This is a genomic window from Pantoea sp. FN0307 (assembly GCF_050113815.1).
In the GTDB taxonomy this organism is placed as follows: domain Bacteria; phylum Pseudomonadota; class Gammaproteobacteria; order Enterobacterales; family Enterobacteriaceae; genus Mixta; species Mixta alhagi.
The window spans coordinates 359092-377210 of sequence record NZ_JBNJSO010000002.1 but is presented as its reverse complement, the minus strand read 5'-3'; the positions used below and the strand labels follow the sequence as shown (position 1 = coordinate 377210).

The 18119-nt window shown below is 53.7% G+C and carries 14 protein-coding genes and 1 pseudogene; 7 read left to right on the top strand and 8 right to left on the bottom strand.

Features of this window, described 5'->3' with window-relative positions:
• Window positions 1-82: 82 nt before the first annotated feature.
• The 3 genes and pseudogenes from ACQE3Z_RS09350 to ACQE3Z_RS09340 all read right to left on the bottom strand — a co-directional run bounded on the left by ACQE3Z_RS09350 (window position 83) and on the right by ACQE3Z_RS09340 (window position 5530).
• Window positions 83-1492 carry a PLP-dependent aminotransferase family protein gene (locus ACQE3Z_RS09350; protein WP_426973515.1) on the bottom strand — a complete coding sequence of 470 codons (1410 nt, stop codon included), beginning with the start codon at window positions 1490-1492 and terminating at the stop codon, window positions 83-85.
• Window positions 1493-1579: 87 nt separating this feature from the next.
• The gene (locus ACQE3Z_RS09345) at window positions 1580-3670 is read right to left on the bottom strand and encodes a putative bifunctional diguanylate cyclase/phosphodiesterase (RefSeq protein ID WP_426973513.1); all 2091 of its coding nucleotides are present in this window, start codon (window positions 3668-3670) and stop codon (window positions 1580-1582) included.
• Between the two features lie 544 nt (window positions 3671-4214).
• Window positions 4215-5530 (bottom strand): annotated as a pseudogene (locus tag ACQE3Z_RS09340) (MFS transporter).
• A 318-nt stretch (window positions 5531-5848) separates the two neighbouring features.
• Here ACQE3Z_RS09340 and ACQE3Z_RS09335 point away from each other — a divergent pair.
• Window positions 5849-6742, top strand: a complete 894-nt coding sequence (locus ACQE3Z_RS09335) for an SDR family oxidoreductase (RefSeq protein WP_426973511.1) — start codon at window positions 5849-5851, stop codon at window positions 6740-6742.
• A 323-nt stretch (window positions 6743-7065) separates the two neighbouring features.
• Here the strand turns inward: ACQE3Z_RS09335 and exbD are convergent, their stop codons facing one another.
• A complete protein-coding gene (gene exbD / locus ACQE3Z_RS09330) occupies window positions 7066-7488 on the bottom strand; it encodes a TonB system transport protein ExbD (RefSeq protein WP_426973510.1) in 423 nt (140 codons plus the stop codon).
• A 5-nt stretch (window positions 7489-7493) separates the two neighbouring features.
• Window positions 7494-8231, bottom strand: coding sequence for a tol-pal system-associated acyl-CoA thioesterase (gene exbB, locus ACQE3Z_RS09325; RefSeq protein ID WP_426973744.1), 738 nt, complete (start codon window positions 8229-8231; stop codon window positions 7494-7496).
• A 353-nt stretch (window positions 8232-8584) separates the two neighbouring features.
• On the opposite strand from exbB, the gene ACQE3Z_RS09320 reads away from it, so the two are divergent.
• The 5 genes from ACQE3Z_RS09320 (at window position 8585) to ACQE3Z_RS09300 (ending at window position 13591) form a co-directional block, all read left to right on the top strand.
• Window positions 8585-9562: a TRAP transporter substrate-binding protein gene (locus ACQE3Z_RS09320; RefSeq protein ID WP_426973508.1), complete on the top strand. Its 978-nt coding sequence runs from the start codon at window positions 8585-8587 to the stop codon at window positions 9560-9562.
• 52 nt (window positions 9563-9614) lie between these two features.
• Window positions 9615-10121 (top strand): TRAP transporter small permease, encoded by a 507-nt coding sequence (locus tag ACQE3Z_RS09315; protein ID WP_426973506.1) that lies wholly within the window; start codon window positions 9615-9617, stop codon window positions 10119-10121.
• Window positions 10122-10134: 13 nt separating this feature from the next.
• On the top strand, window positions 10135-11421 hold the full coding sequence (locus ACQE3Z_RS09310; RefSeq protein ID WP_426973504.1) for a TRAP transporter large permease: 1287 nt from the start codon (window positions 10135-10137) through the stop codon (window positions 11419-11421).
• A gap of 192 nt (window positions 11422-11613) precedes the next feature.
• The gene (metC, locus tag ACQE3Z_RS09305) at window positions 11614-12807 is read left to right on the top strand and encodes a cystathionine beta-lyase (RefSeq protein ID WP_426973502.1); all 1194 of its coding nucleotides are present in this window, start codon (window positions 11614-11616) and stop codon (window positions 12805-12807) included.
• A gap of 124 nt (window positions 12808-12931) precedes the next feature.
• Entirely contained in the window at window positions 12932-13591 is a 660-nt protein-coding gene (locus ACQE3Z_RS09300) for a DedA family protein (RefSeq protein ID WP_426973500.1), read from the top strand.
• A 22-nt stretch (window positions 13592-13613) separates the two neighbouring features.
• Here ACQE3Z_RS09300 and ACQE3Z_RS09295 read toward each other — a convergent pair whose 3' ends face one another.
• Window positions 13614-14507, bottom strand: coding sequence for an AraC family transcriptional regulator (locus ACQE3Z_RS09295; protein ID WP_250650885.1), 894 nt, complete (start codon window positions 14505-14507; stop codon window positions 13614-13616).
• A 199-nt stretch (window positions 14508-14706) separates the two neighbouring features.
• Here ACQE3Z_RS09295 and dkgA point away from each other — a divergent pair, with 199 nt between their 5' ends.
• Window positions 14707-15531, top strand: a complete 825-nt coding sequence (gene dkgA, locus ACQE3Z_RS09290) for a 2,5-didehydrogluconate reductase DkgA (protein ID WP_426973497.1) — start codon at window positions 14707-14709, stop codon at window positions 15529-15531.
• A gap of 307 nt (window positions 15532-15838) precedes the next feature.
• Here the strand turns inward: dkgA and ftsP are convergent, their stop codons facing one another.
• Window positions 15839-17263 (bottom strand): cell division protein FtsP, encoded by a 1425-nt coding sequence (ftsP, locus tag ACQE3Z_RS09285; RefSeq protein ID WP_426973496.1) that lies wholly within the window; start codon window positions 17261-17263, stop codon window positions 15839-15841.
• A gap of 99 nt (window positions 17264-17362) precedes the next feature.
• Window positions 17363-18100, bottom strand: a complete 738-nt coding sequence (locus ACQE3Z_RS09280; protein ID WP_426973495.1) for a 1-acylglycerol-3-phosphate O-acyltransferase — start codon at window positions 18098-18100, stop codon at window positions 17363-17365.
• Window positions 18101-18119: the final 19 nt, after the last annotated feature.

The window sequence follows — 18119 nt, the reverse complement described above, 5'->3', positions numbered from 1 at the left end:
GGCGTGCATTCATTTTTTTACGCATTTTCATGGCCGCGTTAAAGTATGCCAGGCCACTGTTACAGCTTTTTGCTAACGCTTGTTACATCATGGCGGCAATCAACCCTCCCAGGATGGCCACAGCCGCTTCCTGTGCGCTATCCCACGGCCAGGAAGTATTAAAGCGAAAGTAGTTCGCGTACTGCTGTCCTGAGGAAAACATGCTGCCTGGCGCGATGCTGATGTTATGTCCCAGCGCGCGATAGTAGAGTTGTGTCGCGTTTACCTGTCCGGGTAGTTCAATCCATAAAAAGTAGCCGCCGCGTGAATCATTGATTTTGGCACCATAGGGCAGATGGCGCTTGAGCGACTGCCGGGCCAGATTTTTGCGCTGCTCCAGTACCTGACGCAGCTTGCGCAAGTGACTGTCATAGCTACGGGTACTCAGGTAGTTCGCCAGCGCCAGCTGCATCGGCGCGCTGGTGGCAAGCGTACTCATTAGCTGCAGCCGCTGAATACGCTGCGCCTGTTTGCCCGCCGCTACCCAGCCTACGCGAAAGCCCGCTACCAGATTTTTGGAAAAGGATGAGCAGTGCAGTACGTTACCCTGACGATCAAACGTTTTAGCCGGTAACGGTTTATCGGCACCAAAGTAAAGCTCGCTGTAAACATCATCCTCAATCAGCGCCACCTGATGCGCTGCCAACAGCGCAACCAGCGCCTTTTTTTTCTCCCGGCTCAGGGTAAACCCTACCGGATTCTGCTGATTGGTCATCAGCCAGCAGGCTTTGATCGGCCAGCGTTTTAACGCCTGCTCAAGCTCGTTTAAATCCATGCCGTGCTGAGGATCGGTGGCGATGGCCACGGCTTTTAGCTTTAGACGTTCAATAGCCTGTAGCGCGCCGTAAAACGTTGGATTTTCTACCACCACCCAGTCGCCTGGCTCGGTGACCGCCTGCAAACTCAGGCTTAGCGACTCCATTGCTCCGTTAGTAATCACAATTTCATCCGGCGAAACGGCAATCCCCTGTTGAGCGTAGCGACGAGCCAGCGTTTTACGCAGCGCTTCGTTGCCGGGTGGCAGATTATTAATGGCGTCGCCCGGCGTCAGACGATGAGAAACATGATTCAGGGCGCGCATTAGCTGGCGCTGCGGAAAAAGCTCCGGATCGGGAAAGGCGGAGCCGAACGGGATAATCAGTGGATCGCGGCAGGCTTGTAACACATCGAAAATAAAGGAATTTATATCAACCGCCTCTGCCAGTTGCACCTTTTGATGGTTAACCGGCTGGCTGAGAAATTCAGCGCGCGGCGCAACATAATAGCCGGACTGCGGTCGTGAAACGATGCTGCCCTGGCTCTCCAGCACCTGATAAGCATGCATCACCGTCATCAGGCTCATGCCGCTCTGGCTAACCTGATCGCGCAGCGAAGGGAGCTTTTCGCCCGGCAGCCAGATTTCGGCATCTATTTGCGCCTGGATTTGCTCCACTAGCTGAAGATACTTTGCCATAAACTGTTACAGGTCCCGGAAGGCTAAAGGGCAACTATTATAGTTTTTCCCGGGTACAGCGGATATCCCAGCCGCCCTTTTTCTCTATCAGGCAATTTCAGCTGACTCGTTCTCCTGAGTTTTGATAAATTCTTTCAGCTCATGGATACGCTCAGGAGGGATCGGTTTTCCCAACAGATAGCCTTGTAAGCTGTTACAGCCAAGATGGGTTAAAAAGGCCTGCTGCTCCGGCGTCTCTACCCCTTCCGCCACCACTTTGAGGTTAAGCGACTGCGCCAGCGCCACAATTGCAGAGACAATGGTGGCATCTCCGCTGTCTTCGCTGAGTTCGTTTACAAAGGCCCGATCGATTTTCAGTTCGCTGGCAGGCAGACGTTTCAGATAGAGCAGGCTGGAATAGCCGGTACCGAAGTCATCGATCGAAGCATTCACCCCGAGATCGGTTAGCGCCGTGAGAATGCGCACGCTCTCATCAGGATTGCGCATCGCGGTGGTTTCAGTGACCTCCAGCGTTAGAAGATGCGGCGGGATATGATGTTTTTCCAGCGCCGTCATGACGGTATCAACCAGGCTATTCTGTTCAAATTGCAACGCCGACAGGTTAACCGCTACGGACCAGTTTTTATGCCCCTGTTTATGCCATTCATGTAGCTGTCGGCAGGCTTCATTAATTACCCAGTTACCTACGCCAATAATCAGGCCGCTCTTTTCCGCCAGCGGCAGGAAAGTATCCGGCGGCAGCAGGCCATGCTGCGGATGTTGCCAGCGCAGCAGCGCCTCAAAGCCCACAATCGGGCCGCTTGGTGCGGTATATTTCGGCTGATAGAACAGCCGCAGCTCACTTTTATCCAGCGCCAGCCACAGATCGTTGATCAGCTGAAGCTGATTTTGCGCAATGGTGTTCATTGAAGGCTGGAAGAAATAATAGCCGTTGCGCCCGTTGTTTTTGGTGTGATACATGGCAGCATCGGCGTTAAACATCAGTTCACGTTCATCAACGCCATCTCCCGGATAAACCGCAATGCCGATACTGACCGAAACATTAAGTTCATAGCGTGAGATGTTAAAGGGTTTCCCTATCAACTTGACCAGCGCATCTGCGGTAACCGCAGCTTCGTTTGGCTCTTCGATTTCCATCAGCAGCACAAATTCATCGCCGCCCAGCCGCGCCAGCGTGTAATGCCCGTTGATACTGGTGGTCATACGTTCCGTCACCGCTACCAGCAGACTGTCACCGATATGATGTCCAAATGCGTCATTGACCGCCTTAAAGCCATCAAGATCCATAAACATCAGCGCAAAACGGCTATGTTCCCGCGTCGCTTTATTGATCGCCTGATCGAGACGATCCTCCAGCAGAATACGGTTCGGCAGGCGCGTCAGATTATCCTGCAATGCCAGTTGCGCCAGCTCGCGGTTGGCTTCCGCCAGGGATGAGGCGAGCATTGACGTACGCGCCTGCATGCGCGCATCAAGCATCGAAACCAATAGCGTAATACCGAGAATAGAGAGCGAGACCACCGCCACCAGAATCGCCAGCCAGTCGCTGTCTACGCCCTGGTGCATCATATGGCTTTGGGTGGGGAAACTGGCGGCGACCATGCCGGTATAGTGCATACCGGCAATAGCAAACCCCATGACTATCGCCGCGCCCGCGCGCAGCAGCGCCAGACGGCCTGCCCCTTTACGCAGCCGGAACGCCAGCCACAGCGCAGTGCCTGATGCCAGCAAGGCGATAACCACCGAAACAAGCACCCAGCCCCATTTCCAGATAATCTCCGGCTCAAGCATCAGCGCGGCCATACCGGTGTAATGCATCGCTGCCACGCCGCTGCCCAGAATCAATGCGCCATAGCTTAAACGCGGCCAGCGCAGTTCACCGTAGCAGACGATCCACAGTGCAAACAGCGAGGCGGCGACAGCAATAATCATCGACAGTAGCGTCAGCGGGCCGTTGTAGCTCATCATCATCGGCATCTTCATTGCCAGCATACCGATAAAATGCATCGCCCAGATGCCAATACCCATGGCAAATCCACCGCCAAGCAGCCAGGCCTGAGCTGCTCTGCCGGTGCTGTTTACTACCCGGCCTGCCATATCCAGCGCAGTATAGGAAGCCAGAAAAGCCACGATTATCGATACGATAACCATTACCGTATCGTAAGACGTTATCAACATAGACTTATCCGCCAGTTAATGCCTGCAGCAGGCGCAAAGTTAAAAAAGCAACAGCAAGCGTTACACGGTTTGCATTGGATAAGTTATCGGCATACCAGACCCAATACTTATCACTCTCTTGATGAATAAAAGAGATTGCCGGAAACTACATCCTGCCAGCGGCGGACATTGTTCAACGATAAACGAAAAATATATAAAAATTGTTTTAGTTTATTTAGCAAACAACCCCTGGTACCGACGGACTTCAGGACTGATTGCTTATTTCCCTGCCAGCAATAAGGCTTTATAACAACTTGTTTTAGTGCCAGATTAATCAGGTTAGCCTGTAAGAAGGCGATTTTCTCATGCCAAAAAAGAAAATAATACTGTTAAACATTTTCGGATAGATATCACTGAGGGGGATCGGCGGGTTGACCTTAAATAAGTCCAGGTCCCTAACGTGTTGCGGCTTAATAAATATATAGTATTAAAATTTCCATTTTCTGGTACCCGCTTTGCCAGAGCGGGTTATACAGTAAAAGTCATTTATTGATTAAGTCTATCATTAGCTTGCCGTAGAGGCCGTGACAACGCCACCCTGACGCCTTTGATACTGCTTCAGCAAACGCCTGATAAGCAAAGTGCCCAGCAAACCACAGACCGCAGCGATGGTTAACCAGACGCCGGGCATCGCTTTGTCGCCAGTCGCATGAATAAGATAGCTGGAAATCGCTGGCGTAAAGCCGCCAAACAGCGCAGTCGCCAGGCTGTAGGCCAGCGAGAAGCCACTGGCACGCACTTCGGCAGGCATGACTTCGGCCAGGTAGACCACCATCGCGCCGTTATAGCTGGCATAAAGGAAAGAGAGCCACAGCTCCGCCTCCAGCAGATGGCTAAAAGAGGGTGATCCCACCAGCCAGTGCAGCACAGGCCAGGCGGTCGCTATTATTAACAGGGTAAAGGTAATTAATAACGGACGACGACCAACGCGATCGGATAAGGCCCCCATTAGCGGCAGCCAGATCAAGTTGGAGAGCCCGATACACAGCGTAACGAGAAAGCTCTGTTTATCGCTCATCATCAACACGGTTTTGCCGAAGGTCGGGGTGAAAGCGGTGATCATGTAAAACATCACGGTAGTGGTTACCACCCTGCCAACACCAACGCCCAGTTACTGGCAACCGTACGCATAATCGCGCGCATTGAAGGATGCTGCTTACGCTGACTAAAGGCTTCAGTTTCTTCCAGCATACGACGGATCCATAACAGAAACGGAACAATCAGGCAGCCCACCACAAACGGGATACGCCAGCCCCATTCGGTGACCTCCTGCGGCGCCAGCAGATGGTTCAGCAGCAGGCCAAGCAGCGCGGCAAAGATCACCGCGATCTGCTGGCTGCCGGACTGCCAGCTAACATAAAAACCTTTACGTCCTTTGGGAGCGACTTCACTCAGATAAACAGAAACTCCGCCCAGCTCGACGCCGGCGGAGAACCCCTGCAATAAACGTCCCAGCAGGATCAGAATCGGCGCGGCGACGCCGAGCGTGGCGTAGCCCGGTACGCAGGCGATAGTGAGCGTGCCCAGCGCCATCAGCCCCAGCGTAAGCAGCAAACCTTTACGCCTTCCGTGATGATCGATATACGCACCCAATACAATTGCGCCCAGCGGACGCATCAGAAAACCTGCGCCAAAGGTCATTAGCGTCAACATTAGCGAGGCGAATGGATTATTGCCTGGAAAGAAGGTTTTGGCGATTGCGCTGGCATAATAGCCGAATACCATAAAATCATACATTTCGAGAAAATTGCCGCTGGTGACGCTGAAGATGGTTTTAGCGGCGCTGCGGCGCGAGTTTTGTAAATTTTTAGCTGACTTCATACTGGCTTCCTTGTGTTTTTTCCCGTTGTAGCCCGATTCCTGTCCGCATAATGTGATGATAATCACCATTTCAGTTTACAAAACGATCGCTTTAGTAACCATTATTTAACAAAGCGACGTAGGGATTATTTTTCGCTGGAAAATGCACTTTTTGATGGGGATTATTCATATTTATTAATATTTTCTCGCATTTTTTCTTCACGCTTTTTTCTATTGCTGACAGTGACTTGACTGGTATGAGCAGTTACAGGACTCGACAACCCGTGGGTTTCTCCTAGCCTTAACAGTGAATTTTCTTTGAATACATCAGGAGGAAACATGGCAGACCAGAATAAAATGCAGAATCCTCTCACCCAGTATTACAGCGGTGAATACCCGAAACAGCGCCAGCCCGCACCTGGCATCCAGCAGGATATGCAGCCGGTGCCGGACTGCGGAGAGCAAAGCTACCGTGGCAGCCAGCGCCTCGAAGGACGCAAGGCGCTGGTAACCGGCGCTGATTCCGGTATTGGCCGTGCCGCCGCTATTGCCTATGCCCGTGAAGGTGCGGATGTGGCGATTAACTACCTGCCCGCTGAACAGCGTGACGCAGAAGAAGTGGCCAACTATATCCGCGAGGCGGGCCGCAAAGTTGTGCTGATTCCGGGCGATATCAGTGAAGAGGCGTTTTGTAAACAGCTGGTCACGCAGGCGCATGAAGAACTGGGCGGGCTGGATATCCTGGCGCTGGTAGCGGGTAAACAGGTGGCGGTTGAACAGATTGCTGAGCTGACCACTGAGCAGTTCCGTAAAACCTATGAGACCAACGTGTTCTCTCTGTTCTGGATCACCCAGGCCGCTATTCCGCTACTGCCGGAAGGCGCCTCAATTATTACCACGTCATCCATTCAGGCTTACCAGCCAAGCCCGCATCTGCTGGACTACGCTTCCACCAAGGCGGCAATCCTTGCCTATACCCGCGCGCTGGCGAAGCAGGTTGCAGAGAAAGGCATTCGCGTTAACAGCGTAGCGCCAGGCCCCATCTGGACCGCATTGCAGATCGCCGGCGGTCAGCCGCAGGAGAAACTGCCGGAGTTTGGTAAGCAGACGCCGATGAAGCGAGCTGGTCAGCCAGCCGAGCTGGCAGGCGTTTATGTCTACCTGGCCTCGCAGGAATCCAGCTATGTGACGGCGGAAGTGCATGGCGTGACCGGTGGTGAACATCTGGGCTAAGATTTGATTGGCCTGTGCTCTGGAGGTTTATCTCCAGCGTAGCGAGAGTGCCGCAGCGGATAACGCTGCGGCATTTTTTATGCGCCAACAACCCTTTGGTCTCATATTTGCGCGTAGAGTCACCATAGCCATAGCCATAGCCATAGCCATAACCATAGCCATAATAGTTTCCTTTCTTTGAAGGTTTTGGCTTATTTTACAGCGACGTTGGTGCAGGCGGGTTTAAAGTGCAGTGGGTTGAAAGCTTGGCGCTATTCATGCGCGTAACAAACAAGCGGGACAAAAAACAGAAGGTGTTTACCGGGGCATACTGCCCCGGTCGGTTACTTTTGCGCGGTTTCCATGCCCATCAGACCAATCTTGAGATAGCCTGCGCCGCGTAATGCATCCATGGCGCTCATCAGCGTTTCATAATCCACAGACTTATCGGCCTGGAAAAAGATAGTGGTATCTTTTTTGCCTTCGGTCTGTGCATTTAGCATCTCAATTAATTTATCTTTGGTCACTGCTTCATTGCCGATATACATCTGTTTATCTGCCTTAATTGAAAGATAAACCGGCTTTTCGGGACGCGGCTGCGGCGCGCTGGTCGAGGCGGGCAGGTTAACCCGCACATCTACCGTGGCCAGCGGCGCGGCTACCATGAAAATAATCAGCAGCACCAACATCACGTCGATAAACGGCGTCACGTTGATTTCGTGCATTTCGCCGTTACTGTCTAAGTCGTCATTTAACCGCATCGCCATAACGCTTAACCTACCCGCAGTTTATGCGCACTCTGTACCGGCTGCGCGTCGTTTTTGCTGCGCGCCAGGTCAAGATCGCGGCTTTGCAGCAGCAGAACCTGCGCCGCGACATCGCCCAGGCCCGCTTTGTAGCTGGCGATCATGCGCGCAAAGATATTGTAGATGACTACCGCCGGGATAGCGGCAATCAGGCCGATAGCCGTTGCCAGCAGCGCTTCAGCGATGCCCGGCGCGACAACCGCCAGGTTGGTAGTTTGCGTTTGAGCGATGCCGATAAAGCTGTTCATGATGCCCCAGACGGTGCCGAACAGGCCGATAAAGGGTGCTACAGAGCCGATAGTCGCCAGGAAGCCGTTGCCGCGACCGGCGTGACGGCTGATAGCCGCAACGCGTCGTTCCAGGCGGAAACCGGTGCGCTCTTTGATGCCTTCGTTATCATCTGAACCAGCTGAAAGCTCCAGTTCATTCTGCGCTTCCTGTAGCAGCAGCGCGCTCTGGCTGCGTGCATGAAAACTGTCGCTGAGCTCGGCTGCCTGACGCAGCGAACGCGCTTCCGCCAGCGTCTGCTGTTCCTGTTTCAGACGCCGACGCGCTGAGGTCAGTTCAGTGAATTTGCCGAAGAAGATGGTCCAGGTGACAACGGACGCCATAAGCAACCCAATCATTACCGTTTTTACTACGATGTCCGCATGTTCATACATGCCCCAGACAGAGAGATCCGTCTGCATCAGTTCATTGGTCACCACGCTATTTCTCCAACCTTAAGATGAGTCATTCAAACAGTTCCGGATCATACCAAAACAAAAGCGAATTGATACTAGTTCTCATTACTATTTACAAACATTTCTCGCGCTTTTGTGGTTTCCCGGGCGGTGTGGCGGAATGATGTAAGCGGTTAGTTTTTAAATTGTGACGCTGCGTATAAATTTATTAAAACATCGTTTTAATTATGTGATGGGATTCATCCAATTCATCTGCGCCAATTTTTCACCTGCGCAATTTATTTATAGTGAATCAGCCCTGCTGGCCTCTGACCTTTACTCTCCCCTCTTTCAGACCAGAAACCGGGCTCCCTTTAAGCGCAGGAGAACATCATATGAAAATGAAAAAACTGTTGCTGGCATTGTCGCTGGCATCCACCGCGCTGTTTGCTTCTACAGTCGCCTCGGCAAAGGTACTGAAGGTAGCGGAAGTCCAGCCTGCCGGTTATCCCACCGTTGTTGCACTTGAACATATGGGGGAAAAGCTGAAGCAGGCAACCAATGGTCGGCTGGAAATGCGAATTTATGCTGGCGGTACGCTGGGCGATGAAGAGCAAACGCTGCAGCAGGTGCAGCTCGGCGCGATAGATATGATCCGCGTCTCGCTGGCACCGGTCTCGACTATCGCACCGGAAACCGGCGTGTTGACGCTGCCCTATATTTTCCGTGATGAAAATCATATGCACCAGGTGTTGGACGGCGAACCCGGCAAAGCGATTGTGGAAAAGTTTGAGCAGAATCCCCGCTCGCGCATGGTGTTCCTTGGCTGGACCGACGCGGGCGTACGCAACATGATCACCAAAGATCCGGTAACGAAGCCGGAGGATCTGAAAGGGATGAAGATCCGCGTACAGAATAGCGCCATTTCGCTGGCAACGCTGAAGGCGATGGGCGCTAACCCGGTAGCGATGGGCGTCAGCGAAGTATTCAGCGCGATGCAAACTGGCGTGGTGGACGGCACGGAAAATAACCCGCCCACCTTTGTCGCTCATAACTATCTGCCGGTGGCGAAGTATTACACCCTGACCGGGCACTTTATCCAGCCGGAAATGATCCTGTTCTCTAAACGCAGCTGGGACAAACTTTCAGCTGAGGATCAGGCCCTGTTGCGCAAGCTGGGCAAAGAAGCACAGGAAGATGAGCGTAAGCTGTGGGCTGAATATAACCAGCAATCGCTGGATAAAATGAAAGCGGCCGGCGTGACCTTCCAGCAGATCGATCGCGACGGATTTATGAAGGCGACGCAGCCGGTCCGCGATCAATACGGTAAAGACTACCAGGATCTAATGCAGCAAATCGCTGCGGTGAAATAACCTTTTCCTTGCGCCACGTCTCCTCGTGGCGCTGCTAATCAGGTAACACACTATGTCTGCATATTCACGTTTGATGGATGCGGTCTACCTGCTGTGCATGATGATTGCCGCCGTTTCTTTATTATTAATGGTGACCGTGATCCCCATCGGCATTTTTGCCCGCTATGTAATGAACGATTCCCTCTCATGGCCAGAGCCGGTCGCCATTGTTTGCATGATTATTTTCACCTTTATTGGCGCGCCGGTAGGATTTCGGGCAGGCACCCATATTAGCGTAACAATGGTGACCGATCGTCTTTCAGCGCACGGGCAAAAAATAGCGACGCTGCTCAGTAATCTGCTCATGCTGGTCGCCTGCCTGGTTATTTTTCAGGCCAGCTATGCCCTGTGCGAAGCGATGTGGTATCAGCCTCAGGCTTCGCTGCCCGCTATCACCTTTGGTCAGATGTATCTGCCCATTCCGGTCGGCGCACTGCTGACTATTCTGTTTGTGATTGAACGCCTGCTGTGCGGCGATCAGTCCGAGCGCCCGCTGGTCAGCCTTGGCGGCACCCACTGATTCGGAGCTTATAATGGACGCACTGATCTTAATTGGCAGTCTGATGATCCTGTTGCTGATGGGCTTTCCGGTCGCTTTTGCCGTCGGACTCAGCGCTTTTATTGGCGCGTGGTGGATCGATCTGCCGCTGGAGGCGGTCGTTATCCAGATTACTAATGGCGTTAATAAATTCTCTTTGCTGACCATCCCGTTTTTTATCCTGGCGGGGGCGATTATGGCTGAAGGCGGCATCGCCCGACGGCTGGTTAACTTTGCCTATATTTTTGTCGGCTTTATCCGCGGCGGGCTGTCGTTAGTGAATATCGTTGCCTCAACCTTTTTTGGCGCGATTTCCGGCTCTTCGGTGGCGGATACCGCTTCCATCGGCTCGGTAATGATCCCGCAAATGGAAGAGAAAGGCTATCCGCGTGACTTTGCCGCTGCGGTCACTGCCAGCGGTTCCGTGCAGGCAATACTGACCCCGCCCAGCCACAATTCAGTGATCTACTCGCTGGCCACCGGCGGCGTAGTGACTATCTCTTCACTGTTTGTCGCCGGTATCGTGCCCGGTTTGCTGCTGGGATTATGTCTGATGGTGATGTGCCTTGGCTTTGCGCGTAAACGCGGCTATCCGCGCGGTGAACGAATCCCCTTCCCTCAGGCTATAAAAATCTTTCTTGACGCTTTTTGGGGCCTGTTTACCGTGGTGATTATCCTCGGCGGCATTCTATCCGGTATTTTTACCGCGTCGGAATCAGCGGCCATCGCCTGCGTGTGGGCCTTTTTCGTCACCATGTTTATCTACCGTGACTTTAAATGGAGCCAGTTACATATCCTGCTGTTTCGCACCATTAAAACCGTCACCATTGTCATGGTGCTGATTGCCTTTGCTTCCGGCTTCGGCGCGGTAATGACTTTTATGCAACTGCCACAGCTAATTACCGATTTTTTCACCAGCATTTCCGATAATAAATATGTCATTTTGATGTGCATTAATCTGTTGCTGCTGGTGATTGGTACGCTGATGGATATGGCACCGATTATTCTTATCCTGACGCCGGTGCTGCTGCCCGTGACCTCCGCGTTGGGCATTGATCCGGTGCATTTTGGTATGATTATGATGATTAATCTCGGGATCGGTCTGATTACGCCGCCGGTGGGTTCGGTGCTGTTTGTCGCCAGCGCGGTCGGCAAGCAGAAAATGGAGCAGGTGGTAAAGGCAATGCTACCGTTTTACTGCGTGCTGTTTGTCGTGCTGCTGCTGATAACCTATGTCCCGGCCATTTCTCTGTGGCTGCCGCATATGATGGGTGTGATGTAACGCGCGCTTGTTTTGCCGCAACGTTTTTTTGCCGTAGCGGTGACAAGAATAATGCCCGGCTGACGATGAAGGATTGTCGTCAGCCTTTCTCTCTCTGGCTACTGTCTGATAGTGGCAATTCGCTCTCAACCCCGACCCGCTAAACGTGGTAAGTTAACGCCTCACTACAGGTAAGGCAGGACCGCTGGCAGCATGTCGAAAAAAAATATTGAAACCGCACTGATTAGCGCAGGACGACAACCACGTTACACGCAGGGCTCCGTTAACAGCGTTATTCAACGCGCCTCTTCGCTGGTATTTGCTACCGTTGCCGATAAAAAACGCGCCACCGCCGGGCGTGCGCAGGGCGAACTGTTTTATGGCCGCCGTGGCACCTTAACGCATTTCTCGCTCCAGGAGGCAATGTGTGAGCTGGAGGGCGGCGCGGGCTGTGCGCTTTATCCTTGCGGAGCGGCAGCGGTATCCAATGCGATACTGGCATTTGTCGAAGCGGGCGACGAGGTCCTGATGGCCGGTTCGGTTTATGAGCCTACCCAGGATTTCTGCAATAAGCTTCTCGCTAAACTGGGTGTGACGACACGCTATTTCGATCATCTTGCCGGTGCTGATATCGCCGATATGGTGCAGCCTCATACCAAAGTGGTTTTCCTCGAATCGCCCGCTTCGATCACTATGGAAGTGCAGGATGTGCCCGCTATTGTGCAGGCGGTACGCAGCAAAGCGCCCGATGCGATTATTATGCTGGATAATACCTGGGCTGCCGGTTTGCTGTTCCGTCCGCTGGATCACGGCGTGGATATCTCTATTCAGGCAGGCACCAAATATCTGGTGGGTCATTCTGATGCGATGATCGGCACCGCCGTCAGCAATGCGCGCTGCTGGGATCGCCTGCGTGAAAATTCCTATCTGATGGGGCAAATGGTGGATGCGGATACCGCGTATGTTACCAGTCGCGGCCTGCGTACGCTGGCGGTGCGCCTACGCCAGCATCAAGAAAGCGCGCTGGCGGTAGCTGAATGGCTGTCGACACGCCCGGAAGTGGCGCGCGTTAATCATCCGGCGTTGCCGCAGTGTCCTGGCCATCAAGCCTGGAAACGCGATTTTAGCGGCAGCAGTGGTCTGTTTTCTTTTGTGCTGGCGCAAAAACTGAGCGATGAAAAGCTGGCAGAATTCCTCGATGGTTTCCATCACTTCAGCATGGCGTACTCCTGGGGCGGATTCGAGTCACTGATCCTGGCCAATCAGCCAGAAGAACTGGCGGCGATTCGTCCGGTGAACGGCGTGGATTTTAGCGGGACCCTGGTGCGGTTGCATATCGGCCTGGAGCATCTCGACGATCTGATTGACGATTTAGCCGCCGGTTTCGCGCGCATCGCCCAACCATAAGCGGTAAACATCACGTTAACCTTAAACGGATACTTAACGGGTTGCCCTTTGTCATGCTTCGGCAGAAGACGGGTGTCCCTTTGCAGTTACAATTAAACGATTACCACAGTCAACGAGGAAGCACATGGGTGTGATACATGAGATTGTTCAGGCGCTCTGGCATCAGGATTTTGCCGCGCTGGCCAATCCAGATGTGGTTTGGATCGTTTACGGCATTATGTTTCTTACGCTGTTTCTGGAAAATGGCCTGTTGCCCGCCTCTTTCCTGCCGGGCGACAGCCTGCTGCTGCTGGCGGGCGCGATGATTGCCAAAGGGGTGATGGATTTTATCCCTACGCTGGTCATTCTGACCACTGCCGCCAGTCTCGGCTGTTGGCTAAGCTATTTGCAGGGTCGCTGGCTGGGTAATACCCGACTGGTGAAAAGCTGGCTGATGCATCTGCCCGCGCAATATCATCAACGCGCCTGGCATCTGTTTAACCGCCACGGCCTGATGGCGTTGCTGGTTGGCCGTTTTCTGGCCTTTGTACGTACGCTGTTGCCCACCATGGCGGGCATCTCTGGCCTGCAAAATGGGCGCTTTCAGCTGTTTAATTGGTTGAGCGGCCTGCTGTGGGTGACGATGGTTACCGCTTTCGGCTACGGTATCAGTCAGGTGCCCTTTATTAAGCGTCATGAAGATCAGGTGATGGCGATTCTGATTATTTTGCCCGTCGCCCTGCTGTTTTTGGGTCTGGCAGGCAGCGTTGCGCTTATCTGGAAAAAGCGCCGTCAGCGCGCCTGAGCATTAGCGGCTGGCGGGCCGGTTAGCCTGCCAGCCGCATTCTTGTGATCTCTTCGCCCGGCGTGACGCCGAAGTAGCGCTTAAATTCGCGCGAGAACTGCGAAGCGCTTTCATAACCCACTTTCATTGCCGCCGCGCTGGCTTTTAAGCCCTCCTGCAACATCATGTTGCGCGCCTGATGCAGCCGATAAGTTTTCAGATATTGTAGCGGCGAGGTGCTGGTTACCGCCTTAAAGTTATGATGAAACGCCGAAACGCTCATGTTCACTTCTGCCGCCAGCAGCTCAACGCTAAGGCTGTCGGTATAGCAGCTTTCAATACGCCTCAGCGCTCGCGCTATCTGGCTGAACTGGGTATGGCGGCTAACCAGCGACAGTAGCGCACCGCCGCAGGGACCGGTCAGAACGTAATAGAGGATTTCCCGCACGATTTGCGGCCCGAGCACGCGCGCATCGCGATCTTTTTGCATTACATCCAGTAGCCGTTCGGTCGCACACAGCAGCTCTTCTGAGAGCAGGGCTGAGTGGATCCCCTGGTTTAACGGCTTAGGCTGGAAGCTTTCGTCATTATTAAGTTCGATGAGCAAATCCTGCAGCTTTGGCATATCCACATGCAGCATAATGCCTGCCAGCGGATGTTCCGGCGTGGCGAAAGTTTCGCATTCAAACGGCAACGGAACGGTCAGCATCAGATATTTGCTGGCATCGTAGTTAAAGGTGGTAGTACCGATATAGCCGACTTTTTTGCCCTGAAACAGAATAACAATGCCAGGCCGGTACATGACCGGCGTGCGGCCCAGGGTATTATCAGCATAAAGCAGCTGCACCTCTGGCAGTTCAGGCAAGGCAGCGCGTTCGGCTTTACGCAGCTGAATCACTTTTTGCGCCAGGCCGGCGCAGATCGCTTCCCGATCCATCTTCTCTACTCACGTCAGTTGACCTTTCAGCAAGTTTGCCCCTGGCCAGCAGAATTCTCCAGCGGCCTGGAGAAACAGGCAAGTTTCCGGCAGAAATGAGCATTGGACTTTTTACCACGTCCCGGACGGCTCTGCCGTTACAGCATATCTCGACTAAACTTAAGCGTTATCGGGTCCAACTCACCATTAAGGAGAAGTTATGGCAGACCAACCAATTATTAAACTGCGTGACGGCAATATGATGCCGCAGCTGGGACTCGGCGTCTGGCAGGCCAGCGTAGAGGAAGCGCGCGATGCGGCGCTGAAGGCGCTTGAAGTGGGTTATCGTTCTATCGATACCGCCGCCATTTATAAAAATGAGGAAGGGATAGGTCAGGCGCTGCAACAAACGGATGTGGCGCGTGAAGATATTTTCGTGACGACAAAACTGTGGAATGAGGATCAGTTGAACTGGCAGCAGGCGATGGAAAGCAGCCTGCAAAAATTACAGCTGGAGTATGTCGATCTCTATCTGATGCACTGGCCTTGCCCCGGGAAGGATGATTATGTCGAGGCCTGGCAAGGAATGATCGCGCTGCAGCAGCAAGGGCTGGCGAAAAGCATTGGCGTCTGTAATTTTCAGGAGAAGCACCTGAAGCGGTTAATTGATGAGACGGGCGTTACGCCGGTAGTGAATCAGATAGAGCTGCATCCGCTGCTTCAGCAGCGCGAGCTGCATGCATGGAATGCCATGCACCAGATCCAAACCGAATCCTGGAGCCCGCTGGCACAGGGCGGCAAAGGCGTGTTCGATCAGGAGGTGATTAAGCAGCTGGCGAAGAAATATGGCAAGACGCCAGCGCAGGTTGTGATCCGCTGGCATCTGGATTGCGGTCTGGTAGTTATTCCGAAATCCGTAACGCCATCGCGCATTGAGGAAAACTTCCACGTGTTTGATTTCCGCCTGGAGAAAACAGAGATCAGCGAGATTGCGAAAATGGATCGCGGTACGCGTCTGGGGCCACACCCGGATGAGCTGAATTGAGGATGATTGATTTAGCGACTCGCTGCCGCTGACAGTCGCAGTTGATTCTGATAAAAATCGCGGTTGGGTCTAATGAAAATCGCGGTTAGGTCTGGCGCTCCCGCAGGGAGACCGGACCGATCGTAAAGACGCAAACAACGTCATCCCTGACAGCTCGGCCCGCGCCCTCCCTGGCGCGGGACGCTTTACTCTTCTGCCTGGTCTCCCTGCACTTTGGCTTCAGGCATCGCTTTAGAGGGCGTTCACCTGTAGTGCTGAGTGCTTCTTAACGCGCTTTTAAAATCCAACAGGCTATGCAGATATGCGCTTAGCCAACCTGACTCGGCTGCACCAGCAGCTGCCCCGCCGTACCGCGATCCGCCATCTCCAGCGTCTGGCTGTAATACACAAACGGGAAATGTTCAGACGAAGGCTGATTATAAGCCACCAGCAGTTCTACTTCGCCATCCACCCAAACGGTATCTTTCCAGCCGCGATCTTCGCCGAACGGCTGCGCGCCATTGACGCTTTTCACTAAGAAGGTTACGCCCTGAATATGGAACGCCTGCGGCGTATCGGCATGGACGATCCAGCGTTCGTAGCTGCCCTGCTGCGCCTGAATATCAATACGCGACATATCCCACAGCGCGCCGTTAATACCCGGCTGCGCATCGCCCAGACGCAGTTCTCGGGTGCGAATCGGCGTACCGTCGAGCAGTTGATCGGCCAGCAGACGCATAGGCAGATTATCCGTTACCAGCGGCAACAGGCCGGTAGGCCGCAGGGTTAAAATCAGCGTGGAGGTTAAAATACTGGAGGGTTCAAACAGGCCGCGCAACCGATCCATAACGCCCGCCGCCACGCCTGCGGTGATGGAAACTTCCTCACCCTGCGACATATCCAGCAGCACTTCACGTCGCTCACCGGGTGCCAGTGAAAGCTGTTGCACCGCCACCGGCGCTGGCAAAAAGCCCTGATCGCTGGCAATCACATGGAAAGGACGATTATCACTGAGGACCATCTCATAACGGCGGGCGTTAGAGGCGTTCAGCAACCGCAGACGCACCCAGCCGCGCGATACTTCAACAAATGGGTTCTGGACGCCGTTAACCAGCAGCGTATCGCCCATCAGCCCGCCGTTTTCCGGTGGGTTATAGACCGGCGCGCCAAAGTTATCGAGGCGTTTGTCCTGAATAATCAGCGGAAAATCATCCACGCCGTAGTGTTTGGGAATAGGGAGCGATTTGCTCACCTCGTCCTCAATCAGCCACATGCCCGCCAGACCGTTATAGACATGCTGTGCCATCCGGTTCGGCGTGCTGGCATGATACCAGCAGGTGGCGGCGCGCTGGCGCACCGGCAGCACCGGTGCCCAGTCCACGCCCGGCGATATCATCCGCGGCGCTCCGCCGCTCAGCGCGCCCGGCACCAGCAGGCCGCTGACGCTCATCGCGACCGGCTCATTTAGCCGATTATTGTAAATCAGCTTAACGTCATCACCGCTCCAGACGCGCACCGTTGGCCCCAGATAGAGACCATTGATACCCCATACCGGCACCTTGTTATTATCGCCGGAAAAAGACCAGTGGCTGCGCTGCGCCGTAAGAAACAGCGGCTGCCCCCGGCGTGATTCCAGCAGCGGCGGGATCGGTAATGGCGTTTCATTGCCTGCTGCTCGCGCGCTAACTGGCAACGCGCCCGCGCACAGGGCTATGCCCGAAGCCTGTAGAAATTGACGTCGACTGAAAGACATAACGACTCCATAGCGGTGCGCGCGGTGCCTGGCTGACGCGGTCCGTTTTTTATTGTTGTTCAGGAATTGCTGTGGGGCCACGGCTGTGGCCCGTATGAATTATATCTTGCCGCTGGCTTCCCGCTCGGCAACTTCAGCATCCAGCTCGTTAAGCTTGGCCTGCATCAGTTCACGACAGTGTGTAGCCAGCTTACGCACCGACTCTTTCTCAAAGGCGGCAACATCTACCGGTGGCAGCATTTCGATAATCACCAGGCCGTTTTTCCAGCGGTTGAGTTTAATCTTGTTATGCGTTGTCGAGACCACAATCGGGATAATCGGTACGCCTGCGGCAACGGCGGCATGGAAAGCACCGGTTTTAAACGGCAACAGCCCGCGTCCACGACTGCGGGTCCCTTCCGGGAACATCCAAAAAGAGATGCGCTTTCTTTTAAACTCATTCACCACCTTGCCAATGGTGGTATGCGCCCTGGCGCGATTATCGCGGTCAATCAGCAGGTTCCCCGTCAGCCAGTAAAGCAGGCCAAAGAAAGGGATCCAGAGCAGACTTTTTTTGCCTACGGTAACTGTAGATGGCTGCACGATATTCGCCGCGGTAATCATGTCGTAGTTGTTCTGATGGTTGGCAATGTAGATTGCATTGCCGTAATTTTCAGCCCCTTCAGGCTTACGCATCTCAACCTTGACGCCAAACAGCGGCGCCAGCGCGCCAAACAGATGGCCAAACGTGGCGACATGGCGCGGATTACGCGGAGAAAACAGGCACCAGATGCAGCCAAATACACAAACCAGAATTGAATAAATAACAACCAAAAAGACACGTAAAATTAGCAGCATAACGACCTCATTGTGGCTC